At 36.3% G+C, this 15,504-nt stretch carries 14 protein-coding genes; all 14 read right to left on the bottom strand.

From position 1 onward, the window contains the following. Window positions 1-32: 32 nt before the first annotated feature. The 14 genes from K9V48_RS14790 to K9V48_RS14725 all read right to left on the bottom strand — a co-directional run bounded on the left by K9V48_RS14790 (window position 33) and on the right by K9V48_RS14725 (window position 14,927). Complete coding sequence (locus K9V48_RS14790; RefSeq protein WP_224139766.1) at window positions 33-953, bottom strand: hypothetical protein; 921 nt, start codon at window positions 951-953, stop codon at window positions 33-35. Between the two features lie 249 nt (window positions 954-1,202). Beyond that, the gene (gene aroA, locus K9V48_RS14785) at window positions 1,203-2,486 is read right to left on the bottom strand and encodes a 3-phosphoshikimate 1-carboxyvinyltransferase (RefSeq protein ID WP_224139829.1); all 1,284 of its coding nucleotides are present in this window, start codon (window positions 2,484-2,486) and stop codon (window positions 1,203-1,205) included. Window positions 2,487-2,631: 145 nt separating this feature from the next. Continuing rightward, window positions 2,632-3,738 carry a prephenate dehydrogenase gene (locus tag K9V48_RS14780; protein WP_224139764.1) on the bottom strand — a complete coding sequence of 369 codons (1,107 nt, stop codon included), beginning with the start codon at window positions 3,736-3,738 and terminating at the stop codon, window positions 2,632-2,634. Window positions 3,739-3,919: 181 nt separating this feature from the next. After that, complete coding sequence (gene hisC / locus K9V48_RS14775; protein ID WP_224139762.1) at window positions 3,920-5,005, bottom strand: histidinol-phosphate transaminase; 1,086 nt, start codon at window positions 5,003-5,005, stop codon at window positions 3,920-3,922. Between the two features lie 146 nt (window positions 5,006-5,151). Next, complete coding sequence (gene trpA / locus K9V48_RS14770) at window positions 5,152-5,943, bottom strand: tryptophan synthase subunit alpha (protein ID WP_224139761.1); 792 nt, start codon at window positions 5,941-5,943, stop codon at window positions 5,152-5,154. Then, entirely contained in the window at window positions 5,909-7,135 is a 1,227-nt protein-coding gene (gene trpB, locus K9V48_RS14765) for a tryptophan synthase subunit beta (protein WP_224139759.1), read from the bottom strand. Before trpB ends, trpA begins: the two co-directional genes overlap by 35 nt. Beyond that, on the bottom strand, window positions 7,116-7,772 hold the full coding sequence (locus K9V48_RS14760) for a phosphoribosylanthranilate isomerase (protein WP_224139757.1): 657 nt from the start codon (window positions 7,770-7,772) through the stop codon (window positions 7,116-7,118). Before K9V48_RS14760 ends, trpB begins: the two co-directional genes overlap by 20 nt. Next, the gene (trpC, locus tag K9V48_RS14755; protein ID WP_224139755.1) at window positions 7,773-8,528 is read right to left on the bottom strand and encodes an indole-3-glycerol phosphate synthase TrpC; all 756 of its coding nucleotides are present in this window, start codon (window positions 8,526-8,528) and stop codon (window positions 7,773-7,775) included. Further along, window positions 8,521-9,537, bottom strand: a complete 1,017-nt coding sequence (gene trpD, locus K9V48_RS14750) for an anthranilate phosphoribosyltransferase (RefSeq protein WP_224139754.1) — start codon at window positions 9,535-9,537, stop codon at window positions 8,521-8,523. Before trpD ends, trpC begins: the two co-directional genes overlap by 8 nt. After that, on the bottom strand, window positions 9,509-11,050 hold the full coding sequence (gene trpE, locus K9V48_RS14745) for an anthranilate synthase component I (RefSeq protein ID WP_224139752.1): 1,542 nt from the start codon (window positions 11,048-11,050) through the stop codon (window positions 9,509-9,511). Before trpE ends, trpD begins: the two co-directional genes overlap by 29 nt. Before the next feature lie 392 nt (window positions 11,051-11,442). Beyond that, on the bottom strand, window positions 11,443-11,811 hold the full coding sequence (aroH, locus tag K9V48_RS14740; protein ID WP_111614260.1) for a chorismate mutase: 369 nt from the start codon (window positions 11,809-11,811) through the stop codon (window positions 11,443-11,445). Next, on the bottom strand, window positions 11,804-12,901 hold the full coding sequence (gene aroB / locus K9V48_RS14735; protein ID WP_224139750.1) for a 3-dehydroquinate synthase: 1,098 nt from the start codon (window positions 12,899-12,901) through the stop codon (window positions 11,804-11,806). Before aroB ends, aroH begins: the two co-directional genes overlap by 8 nt. Beyond that, a complete protein-coding gene (gene aroC / locus K9V48_RS14730) occupies window positions 12,901-14,073 on the bottom strand; it encodes a chorismate synthase (RefSeq protein WP_224139748.1) in 1,173 nt (390 codons plus the stop codon). The genes aroB and aroC overlap by 1 nt, the downstream gene beginning before the upstream one ends. A gap of 77 nt (window positions 14,074-14,150) precedes the next feature. Then, complete coding sequence (locus tag K9V48_RS14725) at window positions 14,151-14,927, bottom strand: CheR family methyltransferase (protein ID WP_224139746.1); 777 nt, start codon at window positions 14,925-14,927, stop codon at window positions 14,151-14,153. Window positions 14,928-15,504 lie beyond the last annotated feature (577 nt).

Genomic DNA, 15,504 nt, shown 5'->3' with positions numbered 1-15,504 from the left:
TATTATGCGTTTCTTTTCCCTTTTATCATACATCAAACAGAAGCTGATTGCGGCATAAAACGACCTGAAATCGAAATAAAACATTCCACACCAATTCCTGGCTTACATGAGATATCACCATTCACATTCAGTAACTTTCCATTATGTACAGTAACTAGCGGGAAATTTCCATCATGTGAAATGATTGGTGTACCATTGGTATGATAACGCAAATCTGCTAGATTGTACAAATTATAGTTAAGTTGACCGCCTACTCGAACATCACCTTTTTCGGGATAAATCCCAATCCTCATTAATACCTCTTTTTTCAATGGTGCCTTTTCTTCCAAAAAAGTCGTTACTGATGATAGTTTATGTTCTTTCATTATTTGTTCCCATTTTTGCAAAAGTTTTTTTTCTTTGTTAACAGGTAGATTCCTTTCATGTACAAAGGGGATTAAAGTAATGGGATTAGAAAACATTGCATCTCTTATCCAGCCCCAAGATTTAGTTGTTAGCTTTGTTTCCACATCAACTTCTACAAAAACGACTGAAATATTTTGTTGTCGACATTTTCTTAAAAATGAAGGCGATAATCGCTGAAATGGTAGTCTTACTCCTAGATAGTAATCAATTGGAGAGTTTATCATAAGATGTCTTCTTTGTTTTATTTTTGATACTAATTCCTGTTCATTTTGGACATCTACAACTGTAAGAAGAGTCGTACAACCTTTTTTTAAATAGTTTTGAATGAATAAATCTTTGAATTCATGAAAATGAAGGGACGAATGAAGGGAAAAATCAAGCATAACATGACTAGGAGTTAATAAATATGAACTCATATCCATTCTTAAGAAACGTAAACTCCCCATAGATTTTCGCATTAATGCAATTCTGTTTTCATTTATTAATAAGGATGTTTTTTCTATTCCAGTAGTCTTAAGCAGATTTACATTTTCAATGATATAATTCATTGAACTTCCCACCTTTCTTCCGCTTAAGACAAGCTATGAGAAAAGGTAGTAATTTATGACTTTTATAGCACTTAAAAGAAATAGATTTTTTGTAGTTGGGTACACATCGGGGCGAACCTTTCAGTTAAGGTGTAGAAGTGTTCTTAATAAAATATAGGATTAGCTTCATTTTTAACTATCTTGGATAGTATTTTGTTTTTGAAGCTAATCCTTATTACGTTACAATGAAAAGAAAGGTAGATTAAGTTGTCATTTTGTTAGGAATGACAAATGCTCAAAAAAGTTCGGATAGGAAACATCAATCGATTTTGCATCAGCTAACTCTATCGGCTCCTCTGTCAGACAAGAAGCAATAGCCAGCATCATACCAATGCGATGATCACCATGACTTGAAACAGTTGCATTTCCTTTCAAGCTTGTTTTACCCTTAATAATCATACCATCGTCTGTCGCTGTAATAGTGGCACCTATTTTTGAAAGCTCTCCTACAACAGTATCTATACGGTTTGTTTCTTTCACCTTTAGCTCACTTGCGTCTTTAATAATTGTGTCACCTTCAGCTTGTGTTGCAAGCAATGCGATAACAGGAATTTCGTCAATTAGCTTTGGAATTAAGTCGCCGCCAATAGTTATTCCCTTTAAAGTCGAAGTTTTAATAACGATATCAGCCATTGGTTCAAAAGCCTGATCATTATGTGGTGTTATTTTGATTGAAGCACCCATCATTTTTAATACGTCTAAAATCCCTGTTCTAGTTGGATTAATCCCTACATTTTTTAAGACAATCTCACTATTAGGAACGATAGCACCTGCGACAAGGAAAAAAGCAGCCGACGAAATATCACCAGGGACAAAGATATTTGTAGCTTGAAGGCTTTGTCCACCTCTAATCGTAGCTGAATACGCGTCTTCTTCAACTTCTACGCCAAACGCTCTTAACATGCGCTCAGTATGGTCTCTAGATTTGTGCGGTTCAGTTACCTTTGTTTCCTCTTGATTTGTTTGTAAGCCTGCTAAAAGAATGGCAGATTTAACTTGTGCACTAGCAACCGGTGATTGATAGTTAATACCTTGCAGGTTGCCACCTCTGATTGCTATAGGGGTATATTGACCATTTTCTCTTCCCTCAATCGCAGCCCCCATCATTTTTAATGGCTTTGTTACCCGAGACATCGGTCTTCTCGCAATTGATTCATCCCCAATAATACATGAATGAAAAGGTGTACCTGCTAGAATCCCCAAGATTAATCGCGTCGTTGTACCAGAATTTCCAACATCTAGAATTTCTGAAGGCTCTACCAGTCCATCATAACCTTTTCCTTCTATCGTAACTAATCCTTCTCCAACTTCAATTGAAACGCCCATTTTTTGAAAGCAAGAAACCGTACTTAGGCAATCGGCCCCCATTAAAAAATTTGATACTTCGGTTTTGCCATTAGCCAATGCCCCAAACATTACTGCACGATGTGAAATCGATTTATCTCCAGGAACTTCAATTGTACCCACTAAGCTATTTACCTTCGACAACTTTATTACATCTGTCATGTATTGCACCTCGTTTAATTAGTAGAAAATTTTAGGTTGTCACCAAAAACCACTTGCAAAATCCTTAGTTTTTCTTATAGAATTCTCATCAAAAACTATATTCTAAAATAGTTTTTACTTAAAAAAGCAACTATTAAATGATAAATGTTTCATAATTTGAATATTTTCTAATACAGTCAATTGCCAATTCTCGATCATGGTCAGTTTGAAAGCTTAGTCTTAATACTCCATAAATTTCTTCTCTCGTCTCAATAATGCGGATATTCGTTAAACTGATTTCTTCTTTCGCCAAATATCCGGTAATTTCGGAAATAATCCCAGGATAATCCGGTACATCTACAAATAAATCATAGAAGGACGGTATTGCCCCTCTTTGCTTCTTAGGCAATTCGTCTCGAAATTGTTTCGCCTGATCAAAATACGAGTATAAATTGTCTGATTCTGAATTTGCCACAAAGCTTTTTATCCGTTCCATTTCAGCAATCCATTCATCAAACAAATGGAGCAAAGGACCTTTGTTGTGTAGTAAAATATCTCTCCACATTGCTGGATTGCTTGATGCAATTCTTGTCACATCTCGAAATCCTCCAGCAGCAAGCCTTTTTAATAAAGGAAATTGATCTTCATGTTTCTCTGCTTGAGATACCAAGCTTGCCGCAACAATATGCGGAAAATGACTTATTATACCAGTTACCTTATCATGTTCTTCTGGAGACATTTCTACAAAATTAGCTCTCGTTTCCTCAAGAACGTTTGTTAAACAAGTAAGATCTTGTGCCGTTACATTCTCAGAAGGAGTTAATATGTAAAATGCATTCTCAAACAGTTGGGATTTCGCTGCTAAAATCCCCGATTTATGGGAGCCAGCCATCGGATGACCACCGATAAATTTGATAGTAGTACCGTTGAGATATTTCTTTGCACTTTCAACGATTTTCACTTTCGTACTACCTACATCTGTTATAATAACACCTTGTTTTAATTCGATACTTTGAAGTTGTTCAATAATGTTAATCGTTTGTTGAACAGGTGTAGAAATAAAAATCATATCGACTGCTGATAAATTTGGAAAAAGGGTAGGTGAAATTTCATCTATCGCACCTAGCTTTTTTGCTAACGATGCTTGATCACCATTTAAATCATAACCCATGATATGTATTGTAGGATCTTTTCGTTTAATTGATAATGCTAAAGAGCCCCCGATTAAACCAAGTCCTATTATGTAAATATTTTTCACCATCAAAATCACCTTTTTTCAATCCGCCATTCTAAAAGACTATTCATATTAAATAAAGAAAAGATTTAACTTATTTGAAAGTTAGAATGACTTAGATTTACAGAGAAAAGAACACATTAAGATAGTTCAGTCCACTGTTCCATCAACAAAAGGACTGAACTCTCATAGTTAGAAAAAGTTGTAATCAAACAAAATCCTTTAAAATCTCAATAATTTCTGCATTTTGTTGTTCCGTTCCAACTGTTATACGTAACGAGGTTGGAAAACCTAGTGCATTACCAGATCGAACGATAAATCCCTTTTGCAACAACGCTTGGAATACTTCATCTGCGTCTCTCTTAAAATCAATTAGAATAAAATTACCTTCTGAAGGATAATAATCTAATTTTAATTCTTCACAAAATCTGTAGAACTGCTGTAATCCTTTTTTATTTTTATCGATACATTCAGAGATAAATTCAGAATCCTCTAATGCTGCAATTGCGGCTGCCTGTGCTATACGGTTTGTATTAAATGGTTCGCGAGCAGGCTCAATTTTTTGAATTAAATCAGCACTTGCAATCCCATAACCGACTCTTAACGCAGCAAGCCCATATGCTTTTGAAAATGTACGAAGAATCATTAGATTTGGATAATCCTTTAACATTGGAATTGTTTGCGGATAATCTTCAGCTAATACATACTCATAATAAGCTTCATCAACTACGACAAGAACATGCTTAGGAACTTTGTTTAGAAACTCAATTAGTGCCTGCTTTTTCACATATGTACCTGTTGGGTTATTTGGGGTACAAATCCATAGCACTGTCGTGTTTTCATCAATTTGCGTAAGCATTGCTTCAAGGTCATGTTCACCATTAACTTGTGGTACTTCACGAACTTCTGCTCCTTCAATAACAGCATTATGTTTGTATTGTGGAAATGTCTGATTAGCCATCACTGTATTTTTCCCTGGAAGTAAAAGTGCTCGACAAATAATTTGAATAACTTCATCTGTTCCATTTCCAAAAATGACTTCCTTCTCGTCCACACCCAAATGCTTAGCTAATTGCGTGCGAAGAAGCGCACTGTATCCATCAGGATAAATAGCTAACTGATCTTGATCTAGCTCATTTAGTATCGCTTGTTTAACTTTTTTCGAACTACCATATGGGTTTTCGTTTGAAGCTAGTTTGACAACCTTAGTTAAGTTGAATTCTTTTTTTACTTCTTCAATTGGTTTACCTGGTTGATAAGGTTTTAACTTTAATAACTGCTCCTTAACTTGCAATGGATAACACCTCTCCTACTATGAATGAAACAATCATCAGTGAAATTTGCCCACTGATGATTGTTTATTATCTTAGAGTATTATTTTACATAAAGCAATCAACGATCGATCCTATTCCTCTTACTAGTCACTTAAATCAAACTCGATTAAGCCCCGAATCTTTGTGCGAATTCTCTAAATTCATCAATTGCCAGTTTACGAGTACTTTCATTCATTAATTGTGTTTGTAAACGATCAATTTCGCTTACTAATGCACTTCCAACGACAACTCCATCACAAATTCCTGATAGCTGTTCAACTTGTTCTCTAGAAGAAACACCAAAACCAACAACAACCGGTACATTGCTATATAATTTGACTTCATCTAGGAACGATTTAATAGAGCTATCAAACTGTTTTCTGACCCCGGTAACTCCTAAAGAAGATACACAATAGACAAATCCTTCAGCGTTTTCCGCAATCATTTTTATTCGACTTGACGAAGTTGGTGCAACAAGTGAAATAAATGATATCGAATGTTCCTGACATTTTTGGCGAAGTTCTTTACTCTCTTCAAATGGGATATCGGGAATAAGCAATCCATCAATCGTATTTTCCCGCAGTAAAGCGAAAAAGGATTCCTGCTCTAATTGTAACACAGGATTATAATACGTAAATAGAATAATTGGAATATTTAATCCCTTTTTTCTCATTTCTGGCACAAGTTTCATCGCTTTAATAATATTCATTCCGTTCTGTAATGCACGGCTAGATGCCTTTTGAATCACCGGTCCATCTGCTACTGGGTCTGAGTATGGTATCCCTAATTCAATCGCTTGAGCACCAGCCTCTTGTAATGCAACTGCGATATCAATTGTTGCATCACCGTTTGGATCTCCAGCAGTTATGAACGGAATAAATAATTTATCTTGTAGTGGCTGCGTGAAGAGTGTTTTCATTTTGTTCCCCCTCCTTAAAATAAGACATTAACGTGTGTACATCCTTGTCTCCTCTTCCAGATAGACAAATTAGAATAGATTCATCACTAGACATGTGCTTCGCATGCTCAAAAGCTGTTGAAAGTGCGTGTGCTGATTCAATCGCAGCTAAGATTCCTTCTTCCTTTGCTAACAATTCGAGGGCTTGCAATGCCTCATGATCTGTTACACTTTCATATTTTACCCGTCCTGTACTTGCTAAATAAGCGTGTTCAGGTCCAATTCCAGGATAATCGAGCCCTGCTGAAATCGAATACGGTTCAGTGATTTGACCAAATTCATCCTGTAATAAATAAGTTAATGAGCCATGAAGTACACCTTTCGTTCCTTTTGTGATAGTTGCAGCGTGCATGTCGGTATCCACACCCAAGCCGGCCGCTTCTGCTGCGACAAGATCAACATCATCATTTAAAAATGCAGCAAACATTCCGATTGCATTACTTCCTCCACCAACACAAGCTACGACTTTAGTAGGAAGTGTGCCTTCAATTTCTTGAAACTGTTTCTTGGCTTCATCTCCAATTACACGTTGAAATCCTTTTACAATATAAGGATACGGATGAGGACCAACAGCTGAGCCAATGATATAAAAATGATCCTCACAATGTTGGACCCAATAACGCATAGCTTCATTCGTTGCGTCTTTTAACGTTTTATTTCCGCTTGTTACCGGAATAACTTCTGCTCCAAGAAGCTGCATACGAAAGACATTTAATTCTTGACGACGGACATCCTCTTCACCCATAAATACTTTGCATTCCATTCCAAACTTTGCTGCAACCGTTGCTGTTGCGACACCATGCTGGCCTGCACCGGTTTCTGCAATCACCTTAGTCTTTCCCATTCTTTTTGCTAGCAACGCTTGGCCAATTGCGTTATTTATTTTATGGGCACCTGTATGGTTTAAATCTTCTCTTTTCAAATAAATTTTAGCGCCACCTATTTTTCTAGTTACATTACCCGCGAAGGTAACAGTAGTTGGTCTTCCTGAATATTCTTTAAGTAAGTAATGATATTCTTCTAAAAATGAAGGGTCCTGCATTGCCTCATTATACGCTTGTTCAATTTCTGCTAATGGACTCATTAACGTTTCTGGAACGAATCTTCCACCAAATTCTCCATATCTACCATTCTTATCTGGATATGTTGTCATAATGTAGCACCCTCTCTTCTATTTCCCTTATCTTTTCCTTGCTTTTCTTTTCTTCCTCTTCAATACCACTTGATAAATCAATGCCTTGAGGCTCATAGGTTAATAGTCTTTCAATATTACTACTATTGACACCACCAGCAATAAAACAATGCTTTCCATAAAGCTTTGAGGTCTTTATATACTGAGGTACTGCCGACCAGTCAAAACTTACACCAGTCCCTCCCCATTGGCCTTTTATCCTTGAATCAATGACAAACCCATCTACAACCTCATTATAGGAACTCATTTCTTCCAGTGTGTTTGGGTGATGGTGAAGAGCCTTCCAAACAGAACCGGCAAATATGTCTTTAGCTTTTCTAATTTCTTCAATTGATTCATTTCCATGAAATTGAATGACATCTAGTGGTACGTATTCTAGGGCAGCACGCACTTCTTCAATGGTCGGGTTAACAAAAACTGCAACTACTTTTTTAGTAGAAATATCAACTTTTTTTAACCACTCACTTACATGCTCAGGATTAACTCTTCTTTTGCTTTCTGCAAATATAAAACCTATATATTCCGCTTGAGAGCTTGCGACTAGTTTTAAATCCTCTTTTGATCGTACTCCGCAAAATTTTAATAATGGTTTACTCATTTATACTTCACCGAATAGTTGTTTAATCGCTAATGTTTGATCGTCTTTCCTCATAAGCGATTCACCAACTAGCACAGCCTTTGCCCCATATTGCTGAACTAGTTTAAGATCTTCTTTCGTATAAAGACCGCTTTCGCTAACAAGTAATGTACCTTTTGGAATAGAAGTAACCATTTCTTCTAGCTGGTCGATATTCACTTCAAAATTCTTCAAATTACGGTTATTAACACCTAAGATTTTCGGTGTAATAACCTTTAATACTGCTTCTAGAGTTTGTTGATCATGTACTTCTACAAGTACGTCTAATGCTAATTCCCCGGCATAGTAATAAAGTTCTTTTAACAGGGAAGGTTCAAGAGCTTCCCCTATCAATAAAACGGCATCAGCACCAATCCGTTTTGCTTCATCAATCTGAATATGATCAATGATAAAATCCTTTCTTAAAACTGGTAGGTTTACTGTCTTTTTCACCTCTGTCAAAAACTCTCGCTTTCCTTGAAAGAAAGGGTTATCCGTAAGAACTGATAGACAATCAGCTCCACCCTTTTCATATGCTTGAGCAATTTCAACCGGATGAAAGTCTTCTTTTATTAACCCTTTTGAAGGCGATGCTTTTTTCACTTCAGCAATGAGCGCTAGTTCTCTCTGAGGGTACATAAGTGCATCATAGAAAGAAAGATGTGGTAGATTAGCATCTTCTGGTAGGATTAATTTTTTAATTTCTTCTTTCTTTGATTCTATTATTTGATTAAGCATAATTTTCCTCCTTTTGACGCTGTAGTTTTTTTAACTGCTGTAAAGCTAGACCGTTCTGTATCGCTTCTTTCGCAAACATAACTCCGTCAGCTAATGATTGGACATAGTTTGCTACATATAAAGCAGCAGCTGCATTGAGCGCTACAATGTTTTCTGCGCTTTTCGGTGCTATCCCTTTAAAAATACTTTCAATTAGTTCTGCGCTTTCTTTCGGATCAGAAACTTTTATTTCATCGTTATCTCCTTCTAAAAGCCCGACATCAGTCGGATGTAAAACATATCTTGTGATCACACCATTTTTTAGTTCAACTACATCCGTATCACCTGATATTGAAATTTCGTCTAAACCATCTCTTCCGGTGACAAGCAAAACATGTTCGGCACCTAATCGTTTTAACGCTTCTGCCATTTTTTCAGCATAGATCGTAGAATAAACTCCAATCACTTGCCGTTTTGCGTTGGCAGGATTAGCTAATGGTCCTAATAAATTAAACACATTTCGAAAGCCGATTTCTTTGCGAGGATTTACCGCATGCTTCATTGATGAATGAAACATCGGTGCAAATAAAAAACTCATATTCTGGTTATTTAAGCTTTTTACCGCCTCTTCTTCTGTTTTTTGGATATTGATTCCAAGTGTTTCGATAACATCTACGCTGCCACTTTTCGAGGTAAATGCTCGATTTCCGTGCTTTGCAACTTTAACCTTCAGTGATGAAGCAACAATTGCCGCAGCTGTTGAAATATTAAAGGTTGAAGCTCCGTCGCCACCCGTTCCACACGTATCAACAACATCGCTATCATATTTTATTGATGTCATATGTTTTTTCATTGATTTGGCAAAACCAACTAATTCATCAACGGTTTCCCCTCTTAGCCTCATGATGGATACTAAACTAGCAATTTGACTAGATGTAGCGTTACCAGTCATGATCAAATTCATCACATTTTCAGCCTGTGCCTCTGTTAAAGTTTCCCCTTCAATACATTTTGCTAGTAGTTCTATCATCTTCGTTTGCCTCCTCAGTAAATATCTTTTCAGCTAATTGAACTGTCTTTAACATCGCACTAGCTTTGTTACACGTTTCTTTCCATTCGAGCTCAGGAACACTATCCACAACAATTCCAGCTCCAGCCTGCACATAAGCTGTATTATTTTTAACCATAATCGTTCTTATCGTTATACAAGAATCAATGTTTCCATCAAAACCGACGTAGGCCACACACCCTGCATAACTTCCTCTTGCATTCGGTTCTAATTCCTTAATGATCTGCATTGCTCGAATTTTCGGGGCACCTGAGACAGTACCAGCCGGAAATGAGGATAGTAATGCATCAATTGGATGAACATCCTCTTTCTTTTTTGCTGTCACCTTTGAGATTAAGTGCATCACATGGGAAAAGCGGCCAACTTCCATTAATGTCGGTGTTTTGACAGTTCCATACTCCGCTACTCTACCTAAGTCATTACGTGCCAAATCGACAAGCATATAATGTTCGGCTATTTCCTTTTCATCATTTTTCAGTTCTTCTTCAAAGTATCTATCTTCCTCGTTTGTTTTCCCTCGTCTTCTCGTACCTGCAATCGGATGAATTTCAAGATGTTTATCTTGTATATAAATCAGTCTCTCAGGAGAACTCCCTACAAGTTCTGTGTCGTTAATACGAATATAAAACAGGTATGGTGATGGGTTAACAATTCGTAAAATTCGATATAATGAAAAACCGTCTATTGTGATTGGTATTTCAAATCTTTGCGATAACACCGCCTGAAAAATGTCACCTGAACGAATGTACTCCTTTACCTTTTCAACATCCTCCATAAATTTACTTTTTTCGTAATTTGATTTTATGTCATCAAAATTCACTTCAAATTGATCTGCAACAGTCAATGGAAAATGTTCCATTTGGTCTTTTTGCTTTAGCTTGCTCACATACTTATTCATTTTTGCTTCAGCGAGCTGATAAGTTGCTTGAAGATGACCTTCATCCTCGTCACCATTTACTCGTTCATAATGGATGAAATAGAGCTGTTTCTCCTGATGATCAAAAGCAATAACTGTCTCACATACAAAAAACATACAATTTTGTTGTTGAAGATCATCGGTTTCATGTTTATCAACTTTTTCTATAATCGATACCGTATCATAGCCAATATAACCAACTGCTCCCCCTACAAAAGGAATGTCTAAATCAGGAAGTTTAATAACTAAATGATCTTGAAGGTTTTCAAAAATCTTTGTAATAGAATTTGATTTTGATAGCGTTGTTCTTTGTTCATTTAAGATTGAAAACTCTCCATGGTTTTCTTCAATGAATAAAAACGGATTTAATCCAATAAAAGAATAACGCGACCAGCTTGATTCAGCATCTTTACTCTCTAATAAGTAAACAGCTTCATCTTGAAAAAGCTGAAATAATTGAATTGGTGTAAAAGTGTCAACGATATATCGTTTCACAATGGGGATTGTTCGATAATGCTTACTATCTTCACGAAAGGTCGTAAAAGAAGAAATATTCAAAATAACTCACTCCTCCAATAAATTTTGGAGAATGAGCATTTAGGAGGTAATTAAATTTTGAAGAATGTCCTAGCACAACAATCTTTCTTTCTTTACAAAGGAACATGAAAATAAAAGTTTGATATTTAGTTAACTTTGTATTGTTCGAAGTGTCCAATTGCTTTTCAAGAAAGAATATAAAAAACCCAAAAACACATTTGTTTTTGGGTAGACTTGTGCCATTACAAATAAAACCTCAGCTAAACTAACTCATTCTCGGCTACCCTATACTCATCTACTCTGCTCACTAACTCATTAAACTACTCTATCATGGTAATACACTATGCTAACTTCTGTCAATCATGTTATAAAATTATTCTGAATTTTTCACCACAAAAGGGTTCCTGTTCCTATCAGTCAATCTTAGTTAGATCTGGTCTAAGCTTAACTGATTCCCCTAAATAAACATGATGAATATGTTCTTGTTTTTCATTTGTTTGTACGGTCATCATAATTCTAATACATCTTTTCAGACTGTTAGGAACCGGTATTTCCAGCATACACATAACAGGAACATGCATCCATCCTTCAATCGTTCGTAACACTTTTGCTGGAAATGTAGCTGTAAGATCCTCTGTAACAGTAATAATAACTTGCACTACATCTTCTGGTCTAATGTCATTCTGACGAATCATTTCATGAACTAACTCGTCTGTAGCTTGTAAGATAATAGTCTCGTCATTTTCGTTTACAGTTGTTGCCCCTCGAATTCCCCTAATCAACCTTTTCACTCCGTTCCTCGGCTCTCCACTCATTAAGAAGCGAATAAAGTTCGTCTTCAGAAAATATCGCAGAAGTAGTCACACCGATCTCTTTTAATACTATCATCGTTAATTGATTGGACGTTGTTTTTTTATCCTTTTTCATTCTGCTAATTAGTTGATCCGTTGATTGCGAAGCAGGTACCTCTACCGGAAAACCAATCTCTTTAAACCATAATTTCAGCTCGTGATAAGGTAGTGAAACATCAAGGGTTTTATTGCTTAACCATGTTGCAAATAACATTCCAATTGCAATACTATCACCGTGGGAAAGCTTTCCATAGCCTGCTTCTGCTTCAATCGCATGACCAAGTGTATGACCAAAGTTTAAAATCGCACGCAGCCCTAATTCCTTTTCATCTTTCGAAACAACATCTGCTTTAATTTGAATTCCTTCAAGAATCATCCGTTGTAAATGTTCAGTTTTTATATCATCCAATCGTCGTATTTCCTTAAATAAAAACTGATACAATGATTCACTTCGAATAAGTGCATGTTTAATAACTTCTGCAAAACCAGACCTCATTTCGTTTGCAGGCAGACTTTGCAAAAAGTTACTATCGTAAACAACAGCTTTAGGTTGGTAGAAAGCACCTATCATATTTTTACCTTCCGGATGATTTATTGCCACTTTCCCACCAACTGCACTATCATGCGCTAATAATGTCGTTGGTACTTGTATGAAAGGGATCCCTCTCATATATGTAGCTGCAACAAATCCCGATAAATCACCGACCACACCACCTCCAAAGGCAATGATGACCGATTTTCGATCTAATTCGTTTTTTAATGCATACGAGTGAAGCTCATAAAACATTTCAAATGATTTAGCAGCCTCACCGCTTTTTATTACATACTTATAAGTTTTCCAATCTCCACCAATCAGGTCAACTAATACATGACCATACAACTTGTCTACATTTGTATCTGTAATAACAAGAATTTTTGAAGGAGAAAGGCCCCTTAAGTGATTTGGAAGCTCCTTTAAGGCATCACTACCAACGATTACCGGATACGTATCGTCGACTGTATTGACTAAAATCGATTCCATTAGAAATCCCTCGTATATGCACGCATCTTCATAATATTTTCTTTAATAAGATCCATTCGATCGACACCGAATTGCTCAACAATTGCATTGGCAATTTCCCATGCAACGACTGATTCAGCTACCACACTAGCCGCAGGTACTGCACAGCTATCTGATCGCTCAATACTAGCCGTAAATGGTTCTTTCGTTTCAATATCAACACTTTGCAATGGTTTATAAAGCGTAGGTATTGGTTTCATAACACCTCTAACGACGATTGGCATCCCTGTCGTCATCCCACCTTCAAATCCACCTAGACGATTGGATTTACGAGTGTAGCCTGTTCCCTCTGACCATTCAATTTCATCATGTACTTGACTACCAAATTTTCGTGCTGCTTCAAAACCAATACCGAATTCTACACCTTTAAAAGCATTGATACTGACAATAGCACCCGCGATTTTACTATCTAACTTGCGATCGTATTGAACATAGCTACCAATTCCAGCAGGAAGCCCTTCAACAACAACCTCAACAATTCCACCAATTGAGTCTCCATTTTCCTTCGCTTGGTCAATTGCTTCCATCATTTTCTGTTCAGCTTGACGATCGTAACATCTTACAGGAGATTCTTCTGTAACTGCTAAAAGATCATCGATATCACGGTATTCAGTATTTTCAGCTCTTACACCGCCGATTTCTAAAACATGACCAACAACTTTTATATCTAACTCTGATAAGATTTGTTTTGCTAATGAACCTACAGCTACTCGAACTGTTGTCTCACGGGCTGAAGAACGTTCAAGAACATTTCTCATATCCCGATGACCATATTTCATCGCACCTACTAAGTCTGCATGACCAGGGCGAGGACGAGTAATTTGACGTTTTACTTCCTGTTCTTCTTCAGAAGAAATCGGTTCTGCACCCATAATTTTTGTCCAATGCTTCCAATCTCTATTTTCAACAACAAGTGAGATTGGTGCTCCTAATGCTTTACCATGTCTTACGCCACCTACTATTTGAACTTGATCTTTTTCAATTTGCATTCTTCGACCACGACCATAGCCCTTTTGTCTTCTAGCTAAGTCTTTATTAATATTTTCTGCAGTTAAATTTAAACCAGACGGAACACCTTCTACAATTGCAGTTAATTGAGGTCCGTGGGATTCTCCAGCTGTTAAATATCTCATAATTCTCTCTCCCTTCAACGCACTAACGCTTTTAAGTAACAATATAACATAACAAGTATGAAAAAAATAGTAGATTCTTATTTCTTTTGATAAAAAAATGTATCGACAGATGTTAGTTTAAATCGATCTGGATTAAAAATTTGTTCTGTACTCCCAACAAAAAAGATTCCTTGATCGTTTAAAGCGTCACTAAATTTATTATATAATGTTTCTTTTGCTTCTTCTGTAAAATAAATTAAAACATTTCTGCACACAATTAAATCAAACCGAGAATCAAATTGATCTGCTAGTAGATTCTGCTTTTTAAATTGGACAGTGCTTTTAATTTGATCACTTACCTTGTAGTTCATACCTTCTTGGGTAAAATATTTCCGTTTCATATCTATCGGAACTTCATTTAATGATCTCTCAGGATAAATGCCTAGTCTTGCCCGTGCGAGAACATTTTCATCAATATCTGTTGCCAAAATTTTCACCTTTGAAAGAGAAACGAACTTAGAAAGTATCATAGCAATTGTATATGGCTCTTCTCCTGTAGAACAAGCAGCACTCCATATTTTTAACTGACCATTCTTTTCAAGTAATCCTGGTAGGATCTTCTCTTCTAGAACTTGCCACCTTTTATAATTGCGATAAAATTCCGATACATTGATCGTCATTCTATCTAATAATTCATAATAAAGTTCATTTTCCTTGCTAAGACCATTATAAAAATCACTAAAGCTAGAAAAACCTCGTTTCTCATATAAAGATGTTAATCTTCTTTTCATCTGGGCTTCTTTGTAAAGTGATAGATCAATTCCTGTTTTTTGTTTTATTTTCTTAATAAATAACTCATAATCTTGATCAACCAATGTAAACTCTCCTATTACGGTCTAACTACACAAAGTGATTTCCATCAGTTAGGTAATTTTATTCTCTCATTGATGGAAGTCTTGCTATATAGTATATCTTAAATTTGTAAGAATTTGCGCAATTTTTAAAGAAAATGCAAAATCTCTAAGTGAATCGATGATCATTCCACACGGTTATATTAGATATTTTTACTAAGCGTTCTGTTTTGAAAACATTAATTTAAGTATTTGTGAACCTCACTCCATAACAAAAGCGCAAGCGCCTTGATCAGCTAAGGCAGGCATAAGAAGCGCATGAATAGAAGGCGCACTTTTTTGCCTTCTATTCATGCGCTTCTAGACCTTAGAGGGGCCGGACGCTTGCGCTGGATGTCGTGCGCTTATCCACAGTACAAAAATTTTATCGTTTAGGAAACCATAAAAAAAGCTAGCATAATGCTAGCTTTTTAACAGATTGTCGAGAAACCCTTTTAATTCTCGGCAACTTGAACGGTTTTTATATAAACTAGTGAAAAATAGTTGAAATAAGAGAAAAAACGATCCAAAATAGTCCTCCATCCCATCTTTTTGGTGAGAT

Source organism: Metabacillus rhizolycopersici (genome assembly GCF_020075705.1).
Note: the sequence above shows the minus strand (reverse complement) of the source record. Positions and strands in the feature narration are given on the sequence as shown.

Excerpts from the sequence above, each read along its gene's own strand:
- K9V48_RS14760 (WP_224139757.1), bottom strand. The coding sequence starts at position 7,772 with ATGAGTAAACCATTATTAAAATTTTGCGGAGTACGATCAAAAGAGGAT.
- aroB (WP_224139750.1), bottom strand. The coding sequence starts at position 12,901 with ATGGAATCGATTTTAGTCAATACAGTCGACGATACGTATCCGGTAATC.
- K9V48_RS14790 (WP_224139766.1), bottom strand. The coding sequence starts at position 953 with ATGAATTATATCATTGAAAATGTAAATCTGCTTAAGACTACTGGAATA.
- trpB (WP_224139759.1), bottom strand. The coding sequence starts at position 7,135 with ATGACAACATATCCAGATAAGAATGGTAGATATGGAGAATTTGGTGGA.
- trpD (WP_224139754.1), bottom strand. The coding sequence starts at position 9,537 with ATGATAGAACTACTAGCAAAATGTATTGAAGGGGAAACTTTAACAGAG.
- aroC (WP_224139748.1), bottom strand. The coding sequence starts at position 14,073 with ATGAGATATTTAACAGCTGGAGAATCCCACGGACCTCAATTAACTGCA.
- trpC (WP_224139755.1), bottom strand. The coding sequence starts at position 8,528 with ATGCTTAATCAAATAATAGAATCAAAGAAAGAAGAAATTAAAAAATTA.
- K9V48_RS14780 (WP_224139764.1), bottom strand. The coding sequence starts at position 3,738 with ATGGTGAAAAATATTTACATAATAGGACTTGGTTTAATCGGGGGCTCT.
- trpA (WP_224139761.1), bottom strand. The coding sequence starts at position 5,943 with ATGAAAACACTCTTCACGCAGCCACTACAAGATAAATTATTTATTCCG.